The sequence below is a fragment of the Saccharopolyspora gloriosae genome (assembly GCF_014203325.1).
Taxonomy (GTDB): Bacteria; Actinomycetota; Actinomycetes; order Mycobacteriales; family Pseudonocardiaceae; genus Saccharopolyspora_C; species Saccharopolyspora_C gloriosae.
In genome coordinates this window covers 5,997,558-6,022,524 of record NZ_JACHIV010000001.1, presented here as the reverse complement: position 1 = coordinate 6,022,524, position 24,967 = coordinate 5,997,558, and the positions used below count along the sequence as shown (strand labels likewise).

The 24,967-nt window shown below is 71.8% G+C and carries 19 protein-coding genes; 10 read left to right on the top strand and 9 right to left on the bottom strand.

Annotation, left to right across the window (positions count from 1 at the left end; translation table 11 throughout):
- Positions 1–111 precede the first annotated feature (111 nt).
- The 4 genes from BJ969_RS26135 to BJ969_RS26120 all read left to right on the top strand — a co-directional run bounded on the left by BJ969_RS26135 (position 112) and on the right by BJ969_RS26120 (position 5,058).
- The gene (locus BJ969_RS26135; RefSeq protein WP_184483340.1) at positions 112–660 is read left to right on the top strand and encodes a (2Fe-2S)-binding protein; all 549 of its coding nucleotides are present in this window, start codon (positions 112–114) and stop codon (positions 658–660) included.
- Positions 657–3,086: a xanthine dehydrogenase family protein molybdopterin-binding subunit gene (locus BJ969_RS26130; protein WP_184483338.1), complete on the top strand. Its 2,430-nt coding sequence runs from the start codon at positions 657–659 to the stop codon at positions 3,084–3,086. The genes BJ969_RS26135 and BJ969_RS26130 overlap by 4 nt, the downstream gene beginning before the upstream one ends.
- On the top strand, positions 3,083–3,937 hold the full coding sequence (locus BJ969_RS26125; RefSeq protein WP_184483336.1) for an FAD binding domain-containing protein: 855 nt from the start codon (positions 3,083–3,085) through the stop codon (positions 3,935–3,937). Before BJ969_RS26130 ends, BJ969_RS26125 begins: the two co-directional genes overlap by 4 nt.
- Before the next feature lie 185 nt (positions 3,938–4,122).
- Positions 4,123–5,058, top strand: coding sequence for an SRPBCC domain-containing protein (locus BJ969_RS26120; RefSeq protein WP_221316874.1), 936 nt, complete (start codon positions 4,123–4,125; stop codon positions 5,056–5,058).
- A 9-nt stretch (positions 5,059–5,067) separates the two neighbouring features.
- Here the strand turns inward: BJ969_RS26120 and BJ969_RS26115 are convergent, their stop codons facing one another.
- The 4 genes from BJ969_RS26115 to BJ969_RS26100 all read right to left on the bottom strand — a co-directional run bounded on the left by BJ969_RS26115 (position 5,068) and on the right by BJ969_RS26100 (position 9,641).
- Entirely contained in the window at positions 5,068–5,745 is a 678-nt protein-coding gene (locus tag BJ969_RS26115; RefSeq protein WP_184483332.1) for a GNAT family N-acetyltransferase, read from the bottom strand.
- A gap of 290 nt (positions 5,746–6,035) precedes the next feature.
- A complete protein-coding gene (locus BJ969_RS26110; protein ID WP_184483330.1) occupies positions 6,036–7,031 on the bottom strand; it encodes an o-succinylbenzoate synthase in 996 nt (331 codons plus the stop codon).
- Positions 7,032–7,224: 193 nt separating this feature from the next.
- Positions 7,225–7,818 carry a suppressor of fused domain protein gene (locus tag BJ969_RS26105; protein WP_184483328.1) on the bottom strand — a complete coding sequence of 198 codons (594 nt, stop codon included), beginning with the start codon at positions 7,816–7,818 and terminating at the stop codon, positions 7,225–7,227.
- Between the two features lie 161 nt (positions 7,819–7,979).
- Positions 7,980–9,641 carry a DNA repair helicase XPB gene (locus tag BJ969_RS26100; RefSeq protein WP_184483326.1) on the bottom strand — a complete coding sequence of 554 codons (1,662 nt, stop codon included), beginning with the start codon at positions 9,639–9,641 and terminating at the stop codon, positions 7,980–7,982.
- Positions 9,642–9,875: 234 nt separating this feature from the next.
- Here BJ969_RS26100 and BJ969_RS26095 point away from each other — a divergent pair, with 234 nt between their 5' ends.
- Both BJ969_RS26095 and mdlC (BJ969_RS26090) read left to right on the top strand, forming a co-directional pair.
- Positions 9,876–10,700, top strand: a complete 825-nt coding sequence (locus BJ969_RS26095; RefSeq protein ID WP_184483324.1) for an LppU/SCO3897 family protein — start codon at positions 9,876–9,878, stop codon at positions 10,698–10,700.
- 69 nt (positions 10,701–10,769) lie between these two features.
- Entirely contained in the window at positions 10,770–12,359 is a 1,590-nt protein-coding gene (mdlC, locus tag BJ969_RS26090; RefSeq protein WP_184483322.1) for a benzoylformate decarboxylase, read from the top strand.
- Between the two features lie 228 nt (positions 12,360–12,587).
- Here the strand turns inward: mdlC (BJ969_RS26090) and BJ969_RS26085 are convergent, their stop codons facing one another.
- Together BJ969_RS26085 and BJ969_RS26080 are read right to left on the bottom strand one after the other, a co-directional pair.
- Positions 12,588–13,595, bottom strand: coding sequence for an ABC transporter substrate-binding protein (locus BJ969_RS26085; protein ID WP_184483320.1), 1,008 nt, complete (start codon positions 13,593–13,595; stop codon positions 12,588–12,590).
- A gap of 104 nt (positions 13,596–13,699) precedes the next feature.
- Positions 13,700–14,755 (bottom strand): ABC transporter substrate-binding protein, encoded by a 1,056-nt coding sequence (locus BJ969_RS26080; protein WP_184483318.1) that lies wholly within the window; start codon positions 14,753–14,755, stop codon positions 13,700–13,702.
- A gap of 266 nt (positions 14,756–15,021) precedes the next feature.
- On the opposite strand from BJ969_RS26080, the gene mdlC (BJ969_RS26075) reads away from it, so the two are divergent.
- Positions 15,022–16,617, top strand: coding sequence for a benzoylformate decarboxylase (mdlC, locus tag BJ969_RS26075; protein ID WP_184483317.1), 1,596 nt, complete (start codon positions 15,022–15,024; stop codon positions 16,615–16,617).
- A gap of 270 nt (positions 16,618–16,887) precedes the next feature.
- Here the strand turns inward: mdlC (BJ969_RS26075) and BJ969_RS26070 are convergent, their stop codons facing one another.
- From BJ969_RS26070 to BJ969_RS26060, 3 genes are read right to left on the bottom strand one after another with little or no spacing between them, the layout of a single operon-like run.
- Complete coding sequence (locus BJ969_RS26070; RefSeq protein ID WP_184483315.1) at positions 16,888–17,694, bottom strand: ATP-binding cassette domain-containing protein; 807 nt, start codon at positions 17,692–17,694, stop codon at positions 16,888–16,890.
- 2 nt (positions 17,695–17,696) lie between these two features.
- Entirely contained in the window at positions 17,697–18,500 is an 804-nt protein-coding gene (locus tag BJ969_RS26065) for an ABC transporter permease subunit (RefSeq protein ID WP_184483313.1), read from the bottom strand.
- Positions 18,497–19,264: an ABC transporter permease subunit gene (locus BJ969_RS26060; protein WP_184483311.1), complete on the bottom strand. Its 768-nt coding sequence runs from the start codon at positions 19,262–19,264 to the stop codon at positions 18,497–18,499. The genes BJ969_RS26065 and BJ969_RS26060 overlap by 4 nt, the downstream gene beginning before the upstream one ends.
- Positions 19,265–19,950: 686 nt before the next feature.
- On the opposite strand from BJ969_RS26060, the gene BJ969_RS26055 reads away from it, so the two are divergent.
- Genes BJ969_RS26055 through BJ969_RS26045 form a run of 3 tightly spaced genes read left to right on the top strand, consistent with a single transcriptional unit; the run spans position 19,951 to position 24,960 of the window.
- A complete protein-coding gene (locus BJ969_RS26055) occupies positions 19,951–23,604 on the top strand; it encodes a nitrate- and nitrite sensing domain-containing protein (protein ID WP_184483309.1) in 3,654 nt (1,217 codons plus the stop codon).
- 20 nt (positions 23,605–23,624) lie between these two features.
- Positions 23,625–24,032 (top strand): roadblock/LC7 domain-containing protein, encoded by a 408-nt coding sequence (locus BJ969_RS26050; protein WP_184485825.1) that lies wholly within the window; start codon positions 23,625–23,627, stop codon positions 24,030–24,032.
- 46 nt (positions 24,033–24,078) lie between these two features.
- Entirely contained in the window at positions 24,079–24,960 is an 882-nt protein-coding gene (locus tag BJ969_RS26045; RefSeq protein WP_184483307.1) for a DUF742 domain-containing protein, read from the top strand.
- The last annotated feature ends 7 nt before the right edge of the window (positions 24,961–24,967 follow it).

Below are 24,967 nucleotides of genomic sequence, written 5' to 3'. Positions count from 1 at the left end.
TGCCTGCGGCGGGGCGGCGTAGCAGGCTCGGGGACGTGACGCCCGTCACTCGAACGGGGTCATCGTGTTCCCGAACGCCCGCGCTCCCGCGGCCCGTCCTCTGGAGGCCCGATGCCGCGCATCACCGTCAACGTCGACGGCACCGACTACACCGACGACGTCGAACCCCGCACACTGCTCGTCCAGCACCTCCGCGAACGGCTCGGCAAGGTCGGCACCGTCGTCGGCTGCGACACCAGCAACTGCGGAGCCTGCACCGTCCACATGGACGGGCACAGCGTCAAATCCTGTTCCGTGCTGGCGGTCCAAGCCGACGGCCACGACATCACCACGATCGAAGGGCTCGCCCGCGACGGCGAGCTGCACCCGATGCAGCAGGCGTTCCACGACAACCACGCGCTGCAATGCGGGTTCTGCACGCCCGGCATGATCATGCAGTCGCTGGACCTGCTCGCCGAAACACCGGACCCGGACGACCAGCAGGTCCGCGAAGGACTCGAAGGCAACCTCTGCCGCTGCACCGGCTACCAGAACATCGTCCGGGCCGTCCGCGACGCGGCGCAGCGGATGCAGCCGGGAGCCGGACCACCGATGGAGCACACCGACGACACCCCGCGGCAGCGCACCGGCGAGCAGCAGGCGGAGGTGACGCGCCCATGACCGCCACTGCGGAGCCGGAACTCGGCCGCCCCCGCAAGCGCAAGGAGGACGCCCGGCTGATCACCGGTCGCACTCGCTGGACCGACAACATGGTGCTGCCGGGCATGCTGCACCTCGCCGTGCTGCGCAGCCCCGCAGCGCACGCCCGGATCGCCTCGATCGACACCGAACGCGCCCGCCGGATGCCCGGAGTCCGCGCCGTCCTCACCGGCCGGGACCTCGCCGACGAGCAGGGCAGCCTGCCGTGCGCGTGGCCCATCACCGAGGACATGCTGGCCCCGCAGGCACCGTCGCTGGCGGTCGACGCGGTGCACTTCGCCGGTGAGGCCGTCGCCGTCGTCGCCGCCCGCAGCGCAGCGGAGGCGCGCGACGCGCTGGACGCGATCGACGTGGACTACGACGACCTGCCCGTCGTCCTCGACATCACCGCCGCCGCTGCTGCGGATTCCCCGCTGGTGCACGAAGAACTCGGCACGAACCGCAGCGCCACCTGGACCTTCGACTCCGCCGAGGCGGGCACCGGTGGCGACGTGGAACGCGCGCTGGCCGACGCGGAAGTGCGGGTGGACCGCACGTTCCGCCAGCAGCGGCTGATCCCCGCGTTCATGGAACCCCGCTCGGTCGTCGTGGACCCGACCGGTGAGCAGTTCACGATGTGGTCGGCCACCCAGGTGCCGCACATCCTGCGGCTGATGCTGGCGATGACGCTGGGCGTCCCGGAGCACCAGGTCCGCGTCATCGCGCCCGACGTGGGCGGTGGGTTCGGCGGCAAGCTCCAGGTGACGCCGGAGGAGATCATCGCGTTCCTGCTGGCCCGCAGGCTCGGCGTGCCGGTGAAGTGGACGGAGACGCGCTCCGAGACGATGGTCGCCGCCCACCACGGCCGCGACCAGGTGCAGCGGCTGTCGCTGTCGGCCCGCCGGGACGGCACCGTCACCGGGCTGAAGGTGGAGCTGCTGGCCGACATGGGCGCCTACCTGCGGCTCGTCACGCCCGGCGTGCCGATCCTGGGCGCGTTCATGTTCAACGGGATCTACAAGTTCCCCGCCTACCGCTTCAGCTGCACGAACGTGTTCACCAACAAGACACCCACCGACGCCTACCGCGGCGCGGGCCGGCCGGAGGCCACGTTCGGCATCGAGCGGATGATGGACGAGCTCGCCGCCGAACTCGGCATGGACCCGATGGAGCTGCGCCGCAAGAACTGGATCGAGCGCGACGAGTTCCCGTTCGACACGGTCTCCGGGCTCACCTACGACTCGGGCGACTACGCGGCGGCCACCGACAAGGCGATGCGGCTGCTGGGCTACGACGAGCTGCGCGCGGAGCAGGCGGAACGCGCGCGGCGCGGCGCGACGGTGCGGCTGGGCATCGGGATCTCCACGTTCACCGAGATGTGCGGGCTCGCCCCGTCCCGCGTGCTCGGTTCGCTGTCCTACGGCGCGGGCGGCTGGGAGCACGCGGCGATCCGGGTGCTGCCCACCGGCAAGGTCGAGGTCGTCACCGGCGTCTCACCGCACGGCCAAGGCCACGAGACGGCGTGGAGCCAGATCGTCGCCGACCGGATGGGCGTTCCGTTCGAGGACGTCGCGGTGCTGCACGGCGACACGCAGAGCTCGCCGAAGGGCCTGGACACCTACGGTTCGCGGTCGCTGGCCGTCGGCGGCATGGCGGTGGTCGCCGCCGCCGACAAGGTGATCGACAAGGCCCGCAAGATCGCCGCGCACCTGATGGAGTGCGCCGAGGACGACGTCGAGTTCACCGAGGGCCGGTTCGGCGTGCGCGGCACCGACCGGGCCACGGCGCTGGGCGAGGTGGCGCTGGCCGCGTTCGCAGCCCACGACCTCCCGGAGGGCGTGGAGCCCAGCTTGGACGCCGACGCGACCTTCGACCCGGAGAACTTCTCGTTCCCGCACGGCACCCACCTGTGCGCGGTCGAAGTGGACACCGAGACCGGTCGGGTGCGGATCCGGAAGTACGCGTGCGTGGACGACGTGGGCGCGGTCGTGAACCCGCTCATCGTGGAGGGCCAGGTGCACGGCGGGCTCGCGCAGGGCATCGCGCAGGCGCTGTTCGAAGAAGCCGTCCACGACGAGGGCGGCACGCTCACCACGGCGACGCTCGCGGACTACCTGGTGCCGTCCGCGGTGGACCTGCCGGAGTACGCCACCGACCGCACCGAGACGCGGGCGACGTCGAACGCGCTGGGCGTGAAGGGCGTCGGGGAGGCGGGCACGATCGCCTCCACCCCGGCGGTGGTCAACGCGGTGGTGGACGCGCTGCGGCCGTTCGGCGTGACCGACGTGGAGATGCCCTGCTCGCCGCAGCGGGTGTGGCGGGCGATCACCGGGGCGCGCGCTTCCGGTGCCACCGCGCCGGAATCCGGTGGCGGCATGGGTTCGATGACTCAGGGAGGGACCCGATGATCCCGGCGGCATTCGACTACGTCGCACCGTCCACAGTGGAAGAGGCGGTGCTGGCGCTGCAGCAGGCCGGTGACGAGGCCAAGGTGCTCGGCGGCGGGCAGAGCCTGCTGCCGGTGCTGCGGATGCGGCTCGCCGACCCGCAGCTCGTCGTCGACGTGGGCAAGATCCCGGAGCTGCGCGGCGTCCGCGCCGACGGCGACCGCATCGCCATCGGCGCCATGACCACCCACCACGAGATCACCCGCGACCCGCTGGTCCACGAGCACCTGCCGCTGCTCGAACTGGCCACCCGCACCGTCGCCGACCCGCAGGTGCGCCACCGCGGCACGTTCGGCGGGTCGCTCGCGCACGCGGACCCGGCCGGGGACCTGCCCGCGCCCGCGCTGGTGCTGGACGCCGAGATGGTGCTCGCCGGACCCGGCGGGCGCCGCGCGGTGCCCGCCGCCGAGTTCTTCGTGGACTTCTTCACCACCGCCCTCGAACCGGACGAACTGCTGGTGGAGGTGCGGCTGCCGAAGTGGACGGGCTGGTCGGCGCACTACGAGAAGTTCAACCGGGTCGCCCAGGCCTGGTCGATGGTCGGTGTCGCCGCCGCCGTCCGAGTCGACGGCGGCACCATCGCCGAGGCGCGCGTCGGGCTCACCAACATGGCCGCCACCCCGATCCGCGCTTCCGGCGTGGAACGGGCGCTGGTCGGAGCCCCGGCCACCGCGGACGCGATCAGGCAGGCAGCCCGGCACGCCGCCGACGGCACCAGCCCCACCGCCGACGCGAGCGCCGACGTGGACTACCGGGAGCACCTCGCCGAGGTGCTCACCGGGCGCGCGGTGTCCGCCGCCGCCGGGGTGTAGGAATGGACGGGTCGGTGCGTCCTGCGGCGCACCGGCCTCCCTGGTGCACGGCGGCGTGCGCGGGGAGACTGGCGCGGGTGGTCGCCGGTCGGGGCCACGTCGCCGTGCGCATCCGGCGCGCACGCCCGCGGAGCTTCGCCCCGCACACCGTGCGGCGATCTACCAGGAGGACTTGTCCCGTGCAGATGCAGCACCACTTCACCGTTCCGGTCCCGGTCGACGTGGCGTGGCCGGCGATCATCGACCCCGAGCGGGTCGCCCCGTGCATGCCCGGCGCCACCCTCAGCAGCGCCGAGGGCAACGACTTCGCCGGTTCGGTGAAGGTGAAGCTGGGCCCGATCTCCTTGCTGTACAAGGGGACCGGCTCGTTCAAGGAGGTCGACGAGGCGGGGCGCCGGGTCGTCATCGACGCCAGCGGCAAGGACTCCCGCGGCAACGGCACCGCGGCGGCCACCGTCACCGTCACGCTCACCGCGGACGGGGACAGCACCTCGGCGCAGGTCGACACGGATCTGAAGGTGACGGGCAAACCGGCTCAGCTCGGGCGCGGGCTGATGTCCGAGGTGGGCGGCAAGATCCTGAACCAGTTCGCGGGCAACCTGGCCCGGAGCCTCACCGGCGAGGACACCGGCGCCGCGGGCGCGACCGGGTCGGGTCCGGCGGCGAAGTCCGGCACGACCGGCGGCGCCGCGAAGCCGGGCGAGACCGCGAAGTCCGGTGAAGCGGCCAAGTCCGGTGAGGCGGCCGGTGACGCGAAGGACGCCACGTCCGCGAAGTCCACCGCCGGGCAGCCGACGAACGGCGAGCACCCGACCGCGGCGGCCGAGGCGTCCGCCGCGGCGAAGGCCGCGCGGGTCGGCCGCACTCCCGCGTGGCGGGTCACTTCGCCCGCCTCGGAGCGGGCCGGATCCGCCGACGCGGTGGCCTCCTCCACCACCGCCGCCCAGCGCCCCGCCGAGCGCGCCGACTCGGTGATCACCGGTGGCACCGTGCCGAACGACGAGGCCATCGACCTGCTGGGCGCCGCGGGCACCCCGGTGCTCAAGCGCGCGCTGCCCGTCGCCGCCGCCGTGCTCGTCGTGGGACTCCTGCTGCGCCGCCTCCGCCGCCGTCGCGCGTGAGGCGCGGGGTCACCTGCGGGGTTCGCGCGTGCCCGCGCTGACGACTCCCGCGCGGTTCGCCCAGCCCAGCGCCGTGTAGAGGTGTCGGCCCTGCCTGCTGGCGGTGAGCAGGCCCGTTTCCGCTCCGAGTCCGATCGCCGCGCGCACGAGCGAGCTCATCACCGCGCCGCCGAGGCCGCGCCGCCGGTGCGTGCGGTAGGTGGCGATGTTGTGCGCCACGGCCACCCCGTCCAGCACCACCATGACGCCGTGGGCGGCGGGACGGTCGTGCTCGTCGACGATCCGGATGTCGAGGATCGGCCCGTCCCGGTCCAGCGACACCGCGTACGGGGCGGCGACCGGGAGGTCCGGGTGTTCGCGCAGGTCGATCGTCATGAAGTGCTCCTGCTCGGCGGCGAGCCGGAGCCCTTCCTCGCCCAGCACCTCCGCCACCTCGCGCGGCGCCGTCGTCGGCACCGTCAGCCAGTCCGGGTGCGGTGAACCGGCGACCTGCGCGGCGAGCGCGCGCAGCGCCCCGGGGTCCCCGTCGGCGTCGAGCACGAGGCTCTCCAGGTGGCGGCCCGGCTTGCCGGACAGCACGTGCAGCGCCCCGTCCGCCTCATCCGCCGGAGCCAGGCCGCACGCCACGCCCCAGCCGCGCTGCCAGCAGCGGACCAGGTGGGGCAGGGACTGCGCGGAGCCGGTCATGCTTCCACCCAACCATCCCGCCCACCACCCCGACCCGAAGGGAGTGAACGGACCGTTCGTCCAACGGGTTCGGACAGATGGTCCGTTCACTCGGTGAACCACTGCTCCCAGGGGCGTAGCGCTCGCGAGGCGGGTTCGAGTGAACGGACCGTTCGTCCAACGGGATTGGGCAGGCGGTCCGTTCACTTCATCTGGGTCGACTGCTCGCCGGTCGAGTGGGGTGGTTGCGTGAGCGGACTGTTCGTCCAACGGGATTGGACGAACGGTCCGCTCACTTCGAACCGGGTGGGTCAGCGGGTGGTGAGGAGGGTGTGCACGCGGACCAGGCGGTCTAGCCAGCGGCGCTGGTCCTCGGCGCCGGGGGTGGCGGCGGCGACCCGCGCCGGGTCCGGCAGCGGAGCGCGCCGCGGCACCGGCAGCACGCCCGCGCGCGGCACCAGCGAGTCGCTGACCACGTCCCCGTCCAGCAGCGACATGGTCCCCAGCCCGCACGCGAAGGGCAGCTCCGGCAGCGCCCCGGCCAGCGCGAGCTGCGCGGCGAGACCCACGCTGGTCTCCACGGCGGAGGACACCACGCACGGCAGCCCGCACGCCTCCGCGACTCGCAGCGCGCGCCGCACCCCGCCCAGCGGGGCCGCCTTGAGCACGGCGACGTCGGCGGCCTCGGCGACGGCGACCTTCAGCGGGTCCTCGGCGCGGCGGATGGACTCGTCGGCGGCGATGCGCACCTGCACCTTGCGGCGCACCGCGGCGAGGTCCTCGATGGTCGGGCTGGGCTGCTCCACGTATTCGAGGCCGCCCGCGGCCCGGTCCAGCTCGGCGATGCGGGCGATGGCGGTGTCCACGTCCCAGGCGGCGTTCGCGTCCACCCGGATCGCCCCGGTCGGCCCCAGCGCGTCCCGGACGGCGGCGACGCGTTCGACGTCGTCGGCGGGGGTCTGGGAGCGTTCGGCGACCTTGACCTTCGCCGTGGTGCAGCCGGAGGCGGCGACGATCGCGTGCGCCTTCGCGGCGTCCACGGCGGGCACCGTGCAGTTCACCGGCACCTGGTCGCGCACCGGTTCCGGCCAGTCACCGGCGCAGGCTTCCAGCGCCGCGGCCAGCCAGGGCACGGACGCGGCGTCGTCGTAGTCCTCGAACGGGCAGAACTCGCCCCACCCGGCCGGGCCGCCGAGCAGCACGCCCTGCCTGCGGGTGATGCCGCGGAACCGGGTGCGCATGGGTAGGCCGTACACGCGGACCGCGTCGAGCTCGGCCAAGCTGATCGTCGACCCGTTCGCGGTCATGTCTGGTCCTTCCGGCTCGGCCGTCACCACGGCGTTCCTCCCGAATTCGGGTGCCCGCGTCATCGTCTCGCCGGAGCGGCCTTCCCGCGGACCCGAGCGGACGCGGGAGGTGCGTGCCAGGACGTCGTGGGGCGCACGACGCGAAGCGCCGGCCCCCGCGCGGGAGGCCGGTGCGATCGGGTTCCGCGCGGCGTCAGGCGACGCTGGGGCGGCCCAGGTCGAACACGTCGACCTCGAAGCGGGCCCACTGCTGGCGCAGCGCGGTCACCCCGTTGTCGAGGATGTAGTTCAGCTCGCCCAGGGTCACCGGCAGCAGCGTGTACACCTGCAGCTGCTCGGTGCCGTCGGGATCGGTGAACCGGGTGAACTCCGGTGGGAACAGCGGGTGGCCGCTGGCCAGGACGCCGTAGAACTCGGTGTCCGGCAGCAGCGGGTTCTCGTTCGGCACGATCTGGTCCGGCACGAGGTGCGTGCCGCTCTGCACCAGCAGTTCGGACGTCACGTCCACCAGGTGCCGGGCCGCTTCCGCCTGCTCCTTGTAGACGGTGCACGCCAGCTCCTGCGCCGGGTCCGCGCCCAGCGGCTGGAACCGCAGACCCGAGCTGATCACGGTGCTCAGGTGGTACTGCTCCAGGTGGAAGAACACCAGCCCGTAGCCGCGGTTCTCGCCGCGCACGTTGGGCGGCTCCGCGGCCGTGGGGGTGCCCGCGTGACGTTCGAGGTTCTCCGCCAGCCCGATGAACCGGTGTGCACCACCCATCGCGGTGTTGTGCTTCTCGGTGGTCATCCGATCTCCAGTGCTGCGTGTGCTGTCGCAACGGTAACCGGTGCCGTCTGAGGCACGGGTGGTTTCACCGACGACCACGAAAATACGACCTCGCTCCTGCGTCGTGGCGGCGGGTGCCGCAACCGAATTCGGGTCCCGCGTCGCGCGGGCGCGGGTGCGGCTCAGCCGACATCGGGCAGGGCCGGTCCGAGCAGGTCGTCGGCGTCCACGATGCGGTAGGCGTAGCCCTGCTCGGCGAGGAACCGCTGCCGGTGCGCCGCGTAGTCGGTGTCCAGTGTGTCGCGGGAGACGACCGAGTAGAAGTGCGCCTGCTTGCGTTCGGTCTTCGGCCGCAGCAACCGGCCCAGCCGCTGCGCCTCCTCCTGGCGGGATCCGAAGGTGCCGGAGACCTGCACCGCCACCGACGCCTCCGGCAGGTCGATGGAGAAGTTCGCCACCTTCGACACGACGAGCCTGCTGATCTCGCCGTTGCGGAAGGCGTCGAACAGCTTCTCGCGTTCCTTGTTCTTCGTCGAGCCTTCGATGATCGGGGCGTCGAGCGCTTCGCCGAGCTCGTGCAGCTGCTCCAGGTAGGCGCCGATGACCAGCGCCGGCTCACCGGGGTGCTGGTCGAGGATGGCGCGCACGACCGGGGCTTTGGTGCGCGCGGTGGAGCACACCTTGTAGCGCTCCTCGGCTTCGGAGGTCGCGTACTGGAGCCGTTCGTTGTCGGTGAGCGTGACCCGGACCTCGACGCAGTCGGCGGGGGCGATCCAGCCCTGGGACTCGATGTCCTTCCACGGCGCGTCGAAGCGCTTCGGGCCGATCAGCGAGAACACGTCGCCTTCGCGGCCGTCCTCGCGCACCAGGGTGGCGGTGAGGCCGAGGCGGCGGCGGGACTGGAGGTCGGCGGTCATCCGGAACACGGGGGCGGGCAGCAGGTGCACTTCGTCGTAGACGACGAGGCCCCAGTCGCGGGAGTCGAACAGCTCCAGGTGCTTGTACTCGCCCTTCGACTTGCGGGTGATCACCTGGTAGGTGGCGATGGTGACCGGGCGGATCTCCTTCTTCTCGCCGGAGTACTCGCCGATCTCCTCCTCGGTGAGCGAGGTGCGTTCGATCAGCTCCCGCTTCCACTGCCTGCCCGCGACGGTGTTGGTGACGAGGATCAGCGTGGTCGCGCCCGCTTCGGCCATCGCGGCGGCGCCGACGAGGGTCTTGCCCGCGCCGCAGGGCAGCACGACCACGCCGGAGCCGCCCGCCCAGAACGACTGCACGGCTTGGCGCTGGTAGTCGCGCAGGCTCCAGCCGTCCTCGGCGAGTTCGATGGGGTGCGCCTCGCCGTCGACGTAGCCCGCGAGGTCCTCGGCGGGCCAGCCGATCTTGAGCAGCAGCTGCTTGAGCCTGCCGCGCTCGCTGGGGTGCACGGCCACGGTGTCGTCGTCGATGCGGGCGCCGAGCATCGGGATGATCTTCTTGTTGCGCAGGATCTCTTCGAGCACCGCCCGGTCCAGCGAGATCAGCACCAGCCCGTGCGCCGGGTCCTGGGCGAGCTGCAGCCGGCCGAACCGGCCCATCGTCTCGACGATGTCCACCAGCAGCGGCTGCGGCACGGGGTAGCGGGAGAAGCGGACGAGGCCGTCCACGACCTGCTCGGCGTCGTGCCCCGCGGCGCGCGCGTTCCACAGCGCCAGCGGGGTGATCCGGTAGGTGTGCACGTGTTCGGGGGCGCGTTCCAGCTCGGCGAACGGCGCGATGGAGCTGCGGGCCTCGTCGGCCTGGGCGTGGTCGACTTCGAGCAGCAGGGTCTTGTCGGACTGGACGATGAGCGGTCCGTCGGTCACGGGTGCGGCTCCTCGGGCTGGACGACTCTTTGCGCAGGTGATCGGCGTGCGGAACAACGGCCGGACCGTCCTCCAGTATTCCACTGGTCGCGTTCGGTCCGACCGTGCTCCCGCTGAGTGGCCACCCGGTGGCGGAACGGGGTGGTTCTGGGAACGATTCGCGGGTTTCCGGACTGGCCGAGGTGGCGGTCGGCTAGGTTTCCCGCTCGGCACGTAGATCATTTAGGAGATGCCGTGAGCGTTCCGCCGCAAGGTCAGTACCCACCGGGGCATCCTCGGCAGTCGCCGGGGCGGCCGACGCGGTGGGGGCCGCCGGCGGGACTCCCGGCAGCGCCGTCGCAGGGGTCGTTCCCGCTGGGCACGCCGCGGCAACCGGGCCACGGCCAGCTGGGGTACCAGCGAGTGGCCGCCGGGCAGCTCGGAGTGCAGCCGGGGGAGCAGGCCCCGAGCTATCCACAAGTGGACCACGGACAGCAGAGTTGTCCACAGGGTTATCCCCAGGCGGACCCCGTTGGTCCACAACAGCCTGCTCAGCCGCCGAAGAAGAAGCGCGGCGTGCTCGGCGGCGTGCTCGGCTGCGCCGGGTTCCTCCTCATCGGCGTCCTGCTCACCGTCGGCCGGTCCTTCGCGGGCATGAGCGGCGGCATCCCGGAGGTCGGCGAGTGCGTGGCCATCACCGACGACTCCCAGGACGACCTCGCGTTCGAGACCACCGCCTGCGGAACCGCGGACTCCGACCACCGGGTCGTCCAGGCGAAGCGGAACCACGACAGCTGCGACGGCGACTACTCCGAGATCACCCAGGGCTCCACCAGGCTGTGCCTGATCCCGGACGTGACCACCGGCGACTGCCAGAAGGTCCCGGGCGCGAACAGCGCGGGCATCTCGATCCCGATGGGCATCGACACCAAGGTCCCGTGCGGCGATCCGGCGGCCACCGTCGAGATCGTCGTGGCCGCCGACAGCACCGCGGGCGAAGCGGTCTGCCCGGCCGACGCCGAGAACTACGCCGTGTTCGACGACCCGCCGAAGACGTTCTGCTTCGAGCTGCTGCGGTGATCTCGTCCGGTGGACCGGCGCGTGCGGGGTGTGCTGGGGTGATCCGGGAGTCGATTCGGGAGGTCGGTAATGGGTGAGCGGACGGTCCGGGACGTCACGCGGGAACTGCTGCGCGGGCTGGGGCTGACCACCGTGTTCGGCAATCCCGGCACCACCGAGGTCCCCTTCCTCACCGACTGGCCGGACGACTTCCGCTACGTGCTGGGCCTGCAGGAGTCCGTGGTGGTCGCGATGGCCGACGGGTACGCGCAGGTGCGGCGGGCCCCGGTGCTGGTGAACCTGCACTCGGCGGGCGGGGTCGGGCACGCCCTGGGCGCCGTGTTCACCGCCTACCGCAACCGCACCCCGATGATCGTCACTGCCGGGCAGCAGACCCGGACGCTGGTGTTCGACGAGCCGTTCCTCGGCGCGACGGACGCGGCGACCTTCCCGAAGCCGTACGTGAAGTTCAGCTACGAGCCGGCGAGCGCGGCCGACGTGCCCGCCGCGATCGCCCGCGCGCACCAGGTGGCGATGACCCCGCCGCAGGGCCCGGTGTTCGTCTCCATCCCCGCCGACGACTGGGACCGGCCGGCCTCCGACGTCCCGCCGCGCCCGGTCACCCCCGGTCCCGCGCCGGATCCGGACGCGGTCGCGGAGCTGGCCGCCGCGCTGGACGGCAGCGAGCGCCCGGCCTTCGTCGTCGGACCGGCCGTCGACCACGACGGGGTGGTGCCGGAGCTGGTGGAGCTCGCCGAGCGCACCCGGGCCGCGGTGTGGACGGCGCCGCTGTCGCCGCGCTGCTCGTTCCCCGAGGACCACCCGCGGTTCGCCGGTTTCCTGCAGCCGGAGCGGCGCCTGCTGGCCGCCGAGCTCGCGGCCCACGACCTCGTCGTGGTGTGGGGTGCGCCCGCGTTCACCTACCACGTCTACCGGGGCGAGGCGGAGGCCGAACTGCCGGAGATGTTCCTCGTGCACGACGATCCCGAGGTGCTCGCCCGCGCCCGGCGCGGCAGGGGAGTGCTGGGCACCGTGGCGCACGCGGTCCGCGGCGTCGCCGAACTCGTCGGCCCCGGCTCACCGGGAGAGCGCGTCGAGCCCGCGCGGGCGGCCGGGCCGCCGCGCCCGGCGGCGAGCACGCCGCTGAGCGCCGCCTACGTGCTCGCCGAGCTCCGCGCGGCGTGGCCCGCCGACGCGGTGGTGGTCGAGGAGGCGCCGAGCCACCGCAACGACCTGCACGACCACTTCCCGATCACCTCGCGGGACGGCGGTTTCTTCGCCTGCGCCTCCGGGGCGCTGGGCTACGGCATCGGCGCCGCGGTCGGGGCGGCGATCGGCGGTTCGTCGCGGCCGGTGCTGGCGCTGCTCGGCGACGGCTCCAGCATGTACGGCATCCAGGCCGTGTGGTCGGCGGTGCGCGAGCAGGCCCCGGTCACGTTCGCGATCCTGGACAACGCCCGCTACGCGGCGGTCGCCGTGCTCGGCGAGGCCGGCGGCGGGCGCAAGCTGCCCGGCGTCGAGCTGGGCGGCACGGACTTCGCCGCCCTCGCCCGCAGCCTCGGCTGCCCCGCCACCACGATCAGCACCCCCGCGGAGCTAACCGAGGCCCTGACCACGCTCACCCAAGGCCCCCACCTGCTCCACATCAAGGTAGGAGCAGAACAACGCCACCTCTACTGACGACGTACCCCCGCAGCCGCCGCCCAGCCGCTCAGACGACCATCGTCCTGTCAGCGGCGAAGCCGCTGAGCAGTGACCCAGCACGCAACCGGCACCGCCGCGGGTTCTCCGTCGTCTTCTCGCGAGGACAGCTTTTTCCCTCGTGGCGGAGCCACTTGGGAAAAAGATCCCGCAGCGAGAAGACGACGGAGGTTCCGCCACCCAACCCCTACGCAGAACGAGCAGCCATCAAGCCCCAGAAGCGATGAGCGTTGTCGCGTCTAGCGGATGATCGATGAAGGTGAAGCTGTGCATCAGGTCCGCGACGCGCTGCATCTGGGTGCCGTCGGGCACCGCGCGGTAGGTGACCAGCTCCGTCTCGGCGGCGACCTCCGGGGAGATCCGCGCGACGTCGGGCAGCAGCGGCTCCACCGTCCGGCGGTCCCTGGCCTCCAGCGTGGCGCGGGTGAGGCCGCGCTGGAACGCGGCGACCGTGCGCGGGTTGTCCTGCACGAAGCGCGCGGTGGCGCCGTACCCGGACAGCGGCAGTCCTTCGGCGGGCCCGACGGCCGTGTCGAACGCGGTGCGCGCGCTGCCTTCGCGGGTGGCGATGGTGATGAAGGGTTCCGTGACCAGCGCCGCGTCGAGGCGCCGCTGCGCGAGGGCCGCGGGCATGTTCGGGAACGAGATCGGCGCCAGCTCCACGCGGTCGGTGGGCACGCCCGCGTCGTGCAGCGCGGATTTGACCAGCAGGTCGGAGACGGTGCCGATGGCGCTGACGCCGACGACCCGGCCCACCAGGTCGGCGGGCCCGCGGACGGGTGAGTCGGGCGGGACCATCACGACGGCGGTGCCGGGCGCGGCGGCTCCGGCGTCGGCGACGATGCGCAGGTCGGCCGCGCCTCGGGACTGCGCGGTCAGCAGCGGCACGTAGCTGCTCAGGGCCACGTCGTACTCGCCGCTGATCAGCGAGGTGAGCGCGGCGCTGCCGTCGGTGGCCTTGGTGATCTCGACCTGGAGGCCTTCGTGCTGGAAGTAGCCGCGCCGCACGGCCAGCGCCAGCGGCGCGTACTCCGTGGTCGGCAGCGTGCCCACGGTGATCGTGGCCTGTTCGACGCGGTCGTTCCCGCCGTCGTCCCGCGCGCGGCCGAGCAGCCCGCAGCCGCTGGTGGTGAGCAGCGCGGCGGAGCCCGCCGCGGCGAGCAGGCCGCGCCGGGACAGCGGCCTGGCCGGTAACCGTCGAGGTGAAGCGGACATGGCCGGGGCCTCCTCGTCGGGCGGAGCACGGGGACCGACAGCAGTTCGCCGGCGACCCGCCCCGGTCGCCGGCGATCCGGCTTCAGCTGCCTAGTGGTGCGTGATCACGCGCCACCGGTCGAATTCTGCTCCAACGGAGGCGGTTGGACCAGCATCGTGGAGACATCGACCTTCTTGTCGATCTGCCCGAAGCGCTGCATCAGGTCCGCGACCCGCTGCAGCCGGGAGGCGTCCATCGAGGTCGGGATCTTGCCGAGCTCCACGATCGGCGCCAGCTCCGGGGTGATCTTGGCGAACTGCGGGAGCAGCGGGGTGACCTCGGCGCGGTTCTGCCCGGCCACCTGCGCCCGCTGCACGGCCCGCTGGAAGGCCTTCAGCGTCTCCGGGTTCTCCTCGGCGAACTTCGCCGTGGTCATGGCGCCGGCCACCGGGAAGTCCGCGGTGCCGCCGGAGAACGCGTCCATGATCGAGACGGCGCCGGCGTTCTTGGCGGCCTGGGTGATGAAGGGTTCGGTCATCACCGCGGCGTCGATCTGGCCGTTCTGCAGCGCGGGCAGCATGTCGGGGAAGCCGAAGCGCACGAACTGGTCGTCGGAGACGTTGATGCCCCGGTCCTGCAGCGCGGCCTTGGTGCCGATGTCGGTGATGGCGCCGGGCGCGCTGTAGGCGATCTTGGCGCCGGCCAGGTCCTCCGGCTTCTTGATCTTGGACCCGGGCAGCACCATGATGTTCATGGTGTTCGGCACCGAGATCATCATCTCGCTGATGATCTTGAGGTCGGCCGCGCCGGTGGCCTGCGCCTTGATCGGCGCGGTGTAGCTGCCGAGGCTCACGTCGTTCTGACCGGAGATCAGCGAGGTCAGCGCCGCCGGGCCGTCGGAGACCGGCTGCACCTTGACGGTGAGGCCCTCGTCGGCGAAGTAGCCCTTGGCCTGCGCCACCGCGATCGGAGCCTGGGACAGCGCGGGCAGCGAACCCACCACGACCGTGTCCTTCTCCAGCTTGCCACCACTGCTGTCGCCGCTCGCCCCGTCGGAGCCGCTGAGCAGACCGCAGCCGCTCAGCGTGAAGGTCGTGATGCCGATGGCGGCAATGGACAGCAGCGCGCGGGTCGCGCGGCGCCTTCCGCGAGATGCGGATCCGGTCGGTCTGCTCGGCATGCGGGGGTGCCTCCTCGGGCGAGCGTGCGTAAAGGGGGACGGAGGTGCCCGAGCGGGGTGGCGCGCCGGAAGCCCACGTCTGGCCTGCTAAACAGGCTGCAATAGGATTGGAATCGCACTTACCCGAGCGTGTCAAGGTGATCTAGTTCCCCGTGACCAACTGTAATTACATTGGGGCTCGGTGTAGCACGATGTCGGTCGGCGACGCTTTTTTCTCGCATTGAGGGAAATATGTGAATGTGCGGCCGCTGCTGAGGAGAATGCTGATGGAGGCTTCAGGTGGGCCGACCGTGCGCGACGTCACGCGCGGCCTTATGCGCGATCTCGGGTTGACGACCGTCTTCGGCAACCCCGGCACGACCGAGGTGCCGTTCCTGGACCAGTGGCCGGACGACTTCCGCTACGTGCTCGGGCTGCAGGAGTCCGTCGTGACCTCGATGGCCGACGGGTACGCCCAGCAGACGGGCAACGCGGTGCTGGTCAACCTGCACTCCGCCGGCGGGGTCGGGCACGCGCTCGGAGCGGTGTTCGGCGCCTACCGCAACCGCACGCCGATGATCGTGCTGGCCGGCCAGCAGGACCGCAGGTTGCTGCCGCACGACCCCTTCCTCGGCGCGACCGAAGCCGCGCAGTTCCCCAAGCCGTACGTGAAGTGGTCGCTGGAGCCCGCCCGCGCCGCCGACGTTCCGCTGGCGCTGATCAGGGCGTACCAACTGGCGATGCAAGGTCCGCGCGGCCCGGTCTTCCTGTCCGTGCCTGCCGACGACTGGGACCAGCCGGGTGAGCCCGTCACGGCCCCGCACCCCGTCGCCGCGCCCGCGGCGGACCCGGCGGTGATCACCGAGCTCGCCACCGCGCTGCGCGACTGCGAGCGCCCCGCCTTCGTCGTGGGGCCCGCCGTCATCGAGGCGGGCGCCGTCGCCGACCTGGTGGAGCTGGCCGAGCGCACCGGCGCCGCGGTGTGGATCTCGCCGATGGTCTCGCGCTCCTCGTTCCCGGAGACGCACCCGCAGTTCGCCGGGTTCCTGCAGCCCGCGGAACCGGCGGTGGCCGCCGCGCTGCGCGACCACGACCTGGTCGCGGTGTTCGGGGCGCCCGCGTTCACCTACCACGTCTACCGCGGCGAACCGGAGCACCGCAGGCCGCAGGGCTACGTGATCAGCGACGACCCGGAGATCCTGGCCCGCACCCAGCACCTGCGGGGCGTGCACGCGGGGCTCGCCCCGGCGCTGCGGCAGCTGCTGGGCGAGGTCGCGCCGTCCGATCGGCCCGCCGCCACGGCCTGGGAGCGCCCGGAACTGCCGGAGCTGACCAACCCGCCGCAGGCCGATCACGTGATCAGCCTGGTGCACGAGCTGCTGCCCGCGGACGCCGTGGTGGTCACCGAGGCGCCGACGCACAAGCAGACGATCCAGCGGCACCTGCCGTTCCACTCGCCCGACCAGGACTTCCACGCCGGGGCCAGCGGTTCGCTGGGCTACGGGATCTCCGCGCTGGTCGGGTCGGCGCTGGCCGCCCCGTCCCGTCCGGTGCTGGGCATCATCGGTGACGGCGCCAGCATGTACGGCATCCAGGCGCTGTGGACGGCCGCCAAGGAGCACGCGTCGCTGACGATGCTGGTGCTGGACAACGAGGAGTACGCGGCGGTGCGGGTGCTCGGCGAGGTCGGCTCCGACGGCAAGATGCCCGGTGTCGCGCTCGGCGGCATCGACTTCGTCGCGGTCGCGCGCGGGCTGGGCTGCTCGGCGCGCCGGGTGGAGGACCTGGCGGAGCTGGACCGTGAGCTGCGCGCGGCGCTGGCCGAACCGGGGCCGACGGTGCTGCACGTCCCGGTCGCGCCGAGCGGCCGGAAACTGTACTGATCGAATTCCCGAATTCGGGGGGAATCCCTCGCGAACAATCCGAGCTCCGGGTGCGGACGGCAATTCTGGGATTTTCCCCAGTCTTTTCATGATTCACCCGGAGCCCGTATTCGGAGAGTGATCACTACTTCCGAGTAAGTACTCGGATTCGGGGCCGTGAATGGCGTCCGGGACCAGAATTCACCGGACTCGGCGATCACGTTCCGAAGCGATGTGCCCGCCGCGCGCCGAGGGGCGGGCGGCGGGTGTCGCGTCGTCAGGTGGCCGGGATCACTCCGCGGTGGCGCCGCCGGAGACCGCCGCGCGCGGGTCGGCGGTCGCCGCGGGCGAGTGCAGCAGCCGCGCCACGTGGCTGCGCAGCCGCACGAACTCCGCCGAGGCGCGGGTGCCGATCTGGTCCCGCTGCGAGCCCAGCGGCACGTCCAGCTCCGCCACCACCGTCGCGGGCGACTTGGACAGCACCAGCACCCGGTCGCCCAGGTAGATGCTCTCGTCGATGTCGTGGGTGACCAGCAGGATCGTGCTGCCGTACTCCCGGCGCACCGACAGCAGCAGGTCCTCCAGCTCGAACCGGGTCTGCGCGTCGACGGACGCGAACGGCTCGTCCATCAGCAGCAGCGCCGGCCGGGTGGCCAGCGCGCGGGCGATGGCGACGCGCTGCTGCATGCCGCCGGAGAGCTGCCACGGGTACTTCTTCGCCGCGTCCGAGAGCCCGACCCAGGCCAGCGCCTCCTCGGCGCGTTCCCGGCGGTTCACCGAGCGCGTGCGCAGCGGGAACTCCACGTTGCCGCGCACCGTCATCCAGGGGAACAGCGAGCGGCTGTAGTCCTGGAACACCACGGCGAGGTCCTCGGGCACGCCGTCGATCTCGGTGCCGCGCAGCGCGATGCTGCCCGAAGTCGGGCGCTGCAGTCCGCCGATGATGCGCAGCAGCGTCGACTTGCCGCAGCCGGACGGGCCGACGATGCAGGTGAGCTCGCCGGTGCGCACCGCGAAGCCCAGCTCCTCGATGGCGACGTGCCGCTGCTTCCCGGGGTAGGTGTGCCCGAGCCCGGTCACTTCCAGCATGGTGCTCACGGTCATCCTTTCGCTTGAGCGGGCTGGTCGGAGACTTGCTGCCAGCTCAGCGCGCGCCGCTGCACCGCGAGCAGGCCGGTGTTGAGCAGGTAGCCCAGCAGCGCCAGCAGCACGATCCCGGCCCACAGGTCGGGGAACTCGAACTGCTGCTGCGCGTAGATCAGCTGGAAGCCGAGGCCGGAGCTGGCGCCGACCATCTCGGACACCACCATCAGGATCAGCGCCTGCGAGAGGCTGACCCGCAGCCCAGCGAAGATCTTGGGTGCGGCGGCGGGCAGCACGATCCGCGTCCACCACTGCCAGCGCCCGATGCGGAACGCCGCGGCGGTGTGCTGCTTGACGGCGTCCACCGAGGCCGCGCCGTCGGCGGTGTTGAGCACGACGGTGAACACGGTGCCGAAGATGATCGTCGCCAGCTGCATCGGCGTGCCCAGGCTGAACAGCACGAGGAACAGCGGCACCAGCGCCGGGGTCGGCAGCGAGCGGCAGAAGTCCAGCAGCGGCCCGACGTACTCGGTGGCCGTGCGGGAGCGGCCGAGCGCGATGCCGACGACCACGCCGATCACGCCGGAGATCAGCCAGCCGCCGAACAGCCTGCCCAGGCTGGGCAGCACGTCGCGGAAGACGGCGTCGGTCAGCCACAGCTGCGAGGCGGGCCCGGTCAGCCAGATCTCCCAGGCGTGCGCCACGATCTCCGTCGGCGGCAGGAAGTAGACGTTGCCCGCGGCGCGGGTGGCGAGCTCCCAGAGCACCACCGCGATCAGCAGCAGACCCCACTTGCCCAGGAAGTTCCGGAGTAGCGTCACAGTTCCTCCCGGCTCTCGGTCCAGCCGAACAGCCGGCGTTGCGCCTGCTGCAGCCCGGAGTTGATCAGGTATCCGATGGCGCCGACGATGACCGTGCCCGCGAGCACCAGGTCCATCTGCCCGCCGCCGCTGCTCGCTTCGAGGATGAAGGTGCCCACGCCGCGGGCCCCGCCCGCGATGAGCTCCACGACGACCACGACGACCAGCGCGATCGAGGCCGAGATGCGGATGCCGGTGGCGATGAACGGCGCCGCGTGCGGCAGCGCCACGGTGAACATGGTGCGCACCTTGCCGAAGCCGAAGGACCGCGCGATGTCGGTGTAGAGCGGGTCCATCTCGTCCAGCGCGTACATGGTGTTGAACAGGATCGGCCACAGCGCGGCGTAGGTGGCGAGCACGATCTTGGTCTCGGGGCCGGAGCCGAGCAGCAGCATGAACAGCGGCAGCAGCGCCACCGCGGGCAGCGGGCGCAGGAACTCGACGACGGTGAGGCCCGCGACCCGGGCGGGGCGGACGCTGCCCAGCAGCAGGCCCAGCGGGATCGCGATCAGCGCGGCGAGCCCGAGCGCGATGAGGAAGGTCAGGATGGTCGCGATGGTGTCCAGCGCGAACTCCGCGTCGGTGCCGAGCAGTTCGACGATGCGCGGTCCCACCGTGGAGGGCGGCGGGATGAAGCGGGCGTCGAGCACGCCGAGCGCGCAGCAGAGCTCCCAGAGCACCAGCAGGCCGGCCAGTCCGGCCAGGCCGCGAGCGAGTCGGGCCACCGGTCAGCTCCTTTCCGGCGGTGCGCAGGGATCGCGGCGGGGGCGGGTCTCGCTGCCGGAGGCGGTGCGCATCCTGACTGTCTCTCCTCGCTGAACGGCGTGGATGTCCCGGTGTCGCGGGCTCGGGCCGAGCGGGTCCGGGCGCCGGTCGGCAGGTGGGCGTACCACGTGCTGCGAACGGCCCACGGCGGCACTGTCGTCGCTGGTCGAACGGATGATGATCACCCAGGCGACGGTGTCGATGAGCTCGGCTCTAAGGTGCTCTCAGTGCTTGTAGTACGGCGGTCGTCGATCGACCGGGACTCGCGGAGCCGCAGAGCCGGTCGTGAGCCTAGGTGATAGCCCGAACGGGTGGTAGGTCGGGCGTTTCGGATATCCGGAACGCGCGACGGACACGGTGAGTGATGGGCTAGGTCAAGACTGCCGATGCTCCTCTTTGGAGTGAAGGCAGCGCCCGGGTACGTTACCTTCCGTGTCCTTACCCACTTCCCCGTCGACGGTCGTCGCAAGTACCCTGTGCTGCGCTGGAACGCTGGGCGTCCCGGTACCGTCACAACGGGTGCCGGTCCGCCTTCCGTGGCGAGATTCGGCCTGCTGAGCTGCAGGTTCGATCCTGAGCGCGGTGCAAGTGTAGATTTTTCGTGAGCGGTGCGAGCCTCCGCTGCTGTCGGAAGAGGAAGCCTGGAGTGGCCCGAGGAGACACAGGTCGCGAGCGCCTGAGCCGCACGGAGCAGGCGGACGCCGGTATCCACCACATGGGCGAGGCGCTCGGCACCGAAGGTCAGTTGCTCGGCACCGATAGTCAAAGTGCTTCGCTGGACCTGGGTTCCGCGCATCCGCGGTCCGGTCAGGACAGTGGTCCCGGCGACTGGCGACTGAGTAACTGGCGACTGCGCACCAAGCTGTTAGCGGTCCTGCTCATCCCACTGATCAGTGCGGTCGTCTTCGGCGGCCTGCACATCTACGACGGGTTCAGGGAAGCCCGTCTGCTCGAACGGACGCACCAGCAGGTGCACCTGGAGAAGGCCGCCGACGACCTGACGCACGCCTTGCAGCGCGAACGCGACCTCGCGGTCGCCCACGTCGCCGCCGGCCGGTCCGGTGACCGGGTCCCGATGGAGGAGGCCCGCGGCGCCGTCGACACCGAACTCGGCGAGTTCCAAGGCCTGATCGGGCAGAACGACTCCGACGTCGCCGCCCCGTACCGCATCGCGGCGGGCAACCTGGACGGTCGGCTCAAGAGCCTGCGCGACTCGGTCGACACGACCCAGTACCCGCCGGAAGGCGTGCTGCGCACCTACAGCCAGAGCATCAGCGCGCTGCTCGACCTCGGTCAGCAGAGCGTCAGCAACATCGGCGACTCCAACCTGCTGCGGCTGACGCTGGCGACCAACGCCGTCGCGGACGCGCAGGAAGCGGCCTCGGTCCGGGCCGCGCTGCTCAACGACGCGATCCGGGCGGGCCAGTTCCGCACCGACCAGAACCGCCAGCTGCTCGCCGCCGAGGCACAGCTGCAGACGGCGATCAGCGACTTCAACGCCGTTGCCACGGAACCGCAGCAGCAGCTGTACCGGGACACCGTCACCGGTGCCGACGTCGACCGCGCGAACAGCATGTCGCAGACCGCGCTGGCCTTCGACAGCGCCGAGCAGTCGCTCAGCGGCCTGAACCCGCAGGAGTGGGACGCGGTCGCGAACAACAGCGTGGACCTGATCGACAAGGTCGGCGGCACGCTGCACGAGCGCCTGGAGGAAGCGGCCAACGACGCGGCCTCCGGAGCCCAGCAGCGCACCATCGCGATCAGCGTCGCCACGCTGCTGGCCCTGGTCGTGGCGCTCGCCGTCGCCCTGGTCATCGCGCGGTCCCTGCTGGGTTCGCTGCGCACGCTGCGCCGCTCGGCGCTGGACGTGGCCGACCGCGGGCTGCCGGAGGCGGTGCGTTCGATCCTGACGGACTCCGGTCCGGGCTCGGGTTCGCTCACGCACATCGAGCCGATCCCGGTCTACAGCCGGGAGGAGATCGGCAAGGTCGCCCGCTCGTTCGACGCGGTGCACTCGCAGGCGCTGCGCCTGGCCTCCGAGCAGGCACTGCTGCGGAACAACGTCAACGACCTGTTCGTGAACCTGGCCCGCCGCAGTCAGACCCTGGTGCAGCGGCAGCTGTCCCTGATCGACCGGCTGGAGCAGGACGAGCAGGACCCGGACCAGCTCTCCAGCCTGTTCGAGCTGGACCACCTGGCGACCCGCATGCGCCGGAACAACGAGAACCTCCTGATTCTCGGTGGCACCGACCTGACGCGGCGGATGATGCAGCCGGTCCCGCTGACCGAGGTCGTCGGCGCCGCCGTGTCCGAGGTGGAGCAGTACACCCGCGTCTCGGTCGCCGACTCGCCGGAACTGGGCATCCAGGGCCGCGTGGTCAACGACTTCGTGCACCTGGTGGCGGAGCTGCTGGAGAACGCCACGGTGTTCTCCAACCCGGACACCGACGTCACCGTCCGCACCGCCTACCGCAGGCAGGAACTGGTGCTGGAGATCCGGGACCGCGGCGTGGGCATCGACGCCGCCGAGCTCGGCGAGATCAACGAGCGCCTCACCCGGCCCCCGGAGATCGACGTCGCGGTGTCCCGCCGGATGGGCCTGTACGTGGTCGGGCAGCTGGCCCGCCGCCACGACATCCGGGTGGACCTGCGCAACAACGGCGACCTCGAAGGCGGTGTGACCGCCAGCGTGCGGCTCTCCGGCGAGTTCGTCGTGCAGCTGACCCCGGACGGTCCGCGGCCGATGCCCGACGTGCAGCGGGTCTCCGCGGACGACCGGGACGCGACCGACACCGGCACCCACCTGGGTCTGGCCGCCGCGTTCGGCGGGGCCGCCTCCAACGGCCGCCCGGCGGACTCGGCGTCGCAGCTGCCGCCGGTGGAGCCGTCCGGCACCGACCCGGAGCCCTCCCGCACCACGCAGGTGCCGGTGAGCAGCAACGGGCACGGCGGCATCGAGAAGACGCACGTCTCCCCGGTGTGGATCACCGAGGAGGACGAGCCGGAGCCCGCGCTCGAACCGCAGGACGAGCCGCAGAGCCCTGAACCGGCGGCGGCGCGTCAACCGGAGGTCGAGCAGCAGGACGTCCAGTGGCAGGACGGGGCCGAGGACGAGCCGGCGGGCGACGAGCCCGGCGACTACTCGTTCCGCGTCGCGTCGGGCGATGCGTTCGGCGTGAGCGACGTGCCGCGTTGGCACACCGCCGAGCAGGCCGCCGTCCGGCCGGACGCCGAGCCGCCCACCGCCGTGAACCGCCCGGCCGCGGAGCAGAGCTCCGAGGTGTGGCCGGACGAGGAGTCCCGCGCCGACGCGGACTTCGACGGCCAGTGCGGAGCCCCCCCGGGATTGGACGCGCCGCAGTTGGGTGAGGACGTGACGACCACGCTGGGCCGTGTCCAGGGTGAACCGCAGGACTTGTTCCACAGCCCGTACGAGGCCGAGAAGACGCAGCAGATCACGCGTCCGCCGAACGGTTTCGACTGGGACGCCGGCCTGCCCGCGGAGGAGCCGCGCGATGCGGCGCCGTCGGCGGGGGCGGCTTCGAGCCCGCCGCCGCTGGGCTACGCGCACCAGGCCCGCCGCGAGGGCGACGACGCTCCGACGGAGCGGCTGCCGATCTACGAGGCGGTGCTCTCGCAGTGGTTCCGCGAGGGCAGCGACGAGCCGACGCCGGAAGCGACCGCGCCCAGCGCGGGGTCGCTCAGCCTGGACTCGTCCGGTTCGGGAACTCGGTCCGCCGAGTCCTCCACCGACGCCCAGGCGGACTCCGGCGCGACGGCGGACACCGGTGCGAGCACCGGCCGCCGGGCTCGTCGGGAGGCGATGGAGCAGCACGATCCCGAGCCGATCAGCGGCTCGGATGCGCTCGACGCGACCAGCGGGTTCAGCGCCGTCGGCGGGGAGAACCCCGCGGCCGGTGGTGCGGACACGTCGACGCCGGGCCGTTCGGACAGCGGCGGGCACATCCTTGCCACGCCGCCCGATCCGGGCTGGGGTTCGGCGGATGTGGGCTGGCAGGCCGCCGAAGCATTGGTGGCGCAAACCCGCCAAACCCAGGAGACCACCGCGGCGGGGCTGCCCAAGCGGGTTCCGAAGTCGAACCTGGTACCGGGCTCCGCAGCACCGCGAACGCAGTCTCCGATGCCGACGAAACCTGCCGCACCGCGTTCGGCCGATGCCGTTCGTGGACGGATGTCCAACTTCCAGAGCGGCGTCCGGCGTGGTAGGCACGCAAAGGCAGAACCAGTCTCGACCGAACCGCCCCGCTCGACCCCGAGCCGTCCCGAGGAGCAGGAGTGACCGGGTCCGTCCAGCAACCCATGAGCCAGAACAGCTTCAGTTGGCTGATCACCGATTTCGTGCGCCGGGTTCCCGGCGTCGCGCACTCCGTCGTGGTCTCCGCGGACGGCCTCCTGCTGGCAGGTTCGCAGGGCCTGCCGCGGGATCGCGCCGAGCAGCTGTCCGCGGTCGCCTCCGGGCTCGTCAGCCTCACGCAGGGCGCAGCGCGCTGCTTCGAGGCGGGCGACGTCACGCAGACCGTCGTGGAGATGGAGCAGGGCTACCTGTTCCTCATGTCCATCAGCGACGGGTCCTGCCTGGCGGTGTTGGCGGCTCCGAACGCCGACATCGGCCTGGTGGCCTACGAGATGACCCTGCTCGTGGAGCGGGTCGGCAAGCAGCTCACGCCCGAACTGCGCGCGCAGTTGCAGGGCATGGTCCGGCGATGATTCTCGCCGTGCCGTTCGAATCGGCGACGTGTGAGGGGGATTCGTCATGAACTCCGGTCCCGATCCGAACTGGGACGGCGACCTGTTCCGGATGTACAACCGCGGCGGCGGAGCCGACTCCTGGCAGGACGACTTCGTCGACGATCCGCGCGGCGGGCAACCGGAATCGTGGCCCGGTTCGTCGGGCGGTTCCGACTACAGCCGTGCGCTGTTCGGCGGACCCGGAGCCGACCTGTTCGGTTCCGGGATGTCGTCGTCCTCGATGCCGTCGGTGTCGTCGGGTTCCGTGCCGGGACCGTCGAACCCTGCTCCGCAGGACCAGGGTTCACCGCTGGACCTGCCCTACGGCCACAGCTCGCCCGGTGCGGGCGCGCACGGCCGGCAGTCGTCCGGTTGGGATTCTCGGGGCTGGGATTCGCAGGCCGGGAGCGGTTCCCGCGGGCAAGGGCGCCACGACAGCGGCCCGCCGTCGGGTTCGATGCCGTCCCTGTCGCAGTCCTTGCCGCCCGTGTCGCAGTCGCTGCCGTCGATCTCCGGATCGATGCCCGCGATCCCCGGTGGTCCGTCGGATCACGGGGAAATGCAGGACACGGGCTCGTTGGTGCGACCCTATGCCCGAACGAGGGGCCGCACGCGGACCGATTATGATCTTGCTATCGAGACGCTGGTCTCCACCAGCGAGCGTGGCCGGGGGCAAAGCAACCCGGCGACGCCGGAGCACCGCTCCATTTGCGGGCTCTGCGTGGAGGCCCGGTCGGTCGCCGAGGTCGCGGCCCACTTGCGGCTGCCTCTGGGTGTGGTGCGGGTGTTGATCGGTGACATGGCCGGACTCGGCTTGGTCCTCATCCACGAGAACGGAATGGTCGTGGGAGACGGACCGTCGATGGAATTCTTGGAGAGGGTGCTCAGTGGCCTCCGGAAGCTCTGATCCCCGG

Excerpts from the sequence above, each read along its gene's own strand:
- BJ969_RS26135 (WP_184483340.1), top strand. The coding sequence starts at position 112 with ATGCCGCGCATCACCGTCAACGTCGACGGCACCGACTACACCGACGAC.
- BJ969_RS26130 (WP_184483338.1), top strand. The coding sequence starts at position 657 with ATGACCGCCACTGCGGAGCCGGAACTCGGCCGCCCCCGCAAGCGCAAG.
- BJ969_RS26125 (WP_184483336.1), top strand. The coding sequence starts at position 3,083 with ATGATCCCGGCGGCATTCGACTACGTCGCACCGTCCACAGTGGAAGAG.
- BJ969_RS26120 (WP_221316874.1), top strand. The coding sequence starts at position 4,123 with ATGCAGCACCACTTCACCGTTCCGGTCCCGGTCGACGTGGCGTGGCCG.
- BJ969_RS26115 (WP_184483332.1), bottom strand. The coding sequence starts at position 5,745 with ATGACCGGCTCCGCGCAGTCCCTGCCCCACCTGGTCCGCTGCTGGCAG.
- BJ969_RS26110 (WP_184483330.1), bottom strand. The coding sequence starts at position 7,031 with ATGACCGCGAACGGGTCGACGATCAGCTTGGCCGAGCTCGACGCGGTC.
- BJ969_RS26105 (WP_184483328.1), bottom strand. The coding sequence starts at position 7,818 with ATGACCACCGAGAAGCACAACACCGCGATGGGTGGTGCACACCGGTTC.
- mdlC (WP_184483322.1), top strand. The coding sequence starts at position 10,770 with ATGGGTGAGCGGACGGTCCGGGACGTCACGCGGGAACTGCTGCGCGGG.
- BJ969_RS26085 (WP_184483320.1), bottom strand. The coding sequence starts at position 13,595 with ATGTCCGCTTCACCTCGACGGTTACCGGCCAGGCCGCTGTCCCGGCGC.
- BJ969_RS26080 (WP_184483318.1), bottom strand. The coding sequence starts at position 14,755 with ATGCCGAGCAGACCGACCGGATCCGCATCTCGCGGAAGGCGCCGCGCG.
- mdlC (WP_184483317.1), top strand. The coding sequence starts at position 15,022 with ATGGAGGCTTCAGGTGGGCCGACCGTGCGCGACGTCACGCGCGGCCTT.
- BJ969_RS26050 (WP_184485825.1), top strand. The coding sequence starts at position 23,625 with ATGAGCCAGAACAGCTTCAGTTGGCTGATCACCGATTTCGTGCGCCGG.
- BJ969_RS26045 (WP_184483307.1), top strand. The coding sequence starts at position 24,079 with ATGAACTCCGGTCCCGATCCGAACTGGGACGGCGACCTGTTCCGGATG.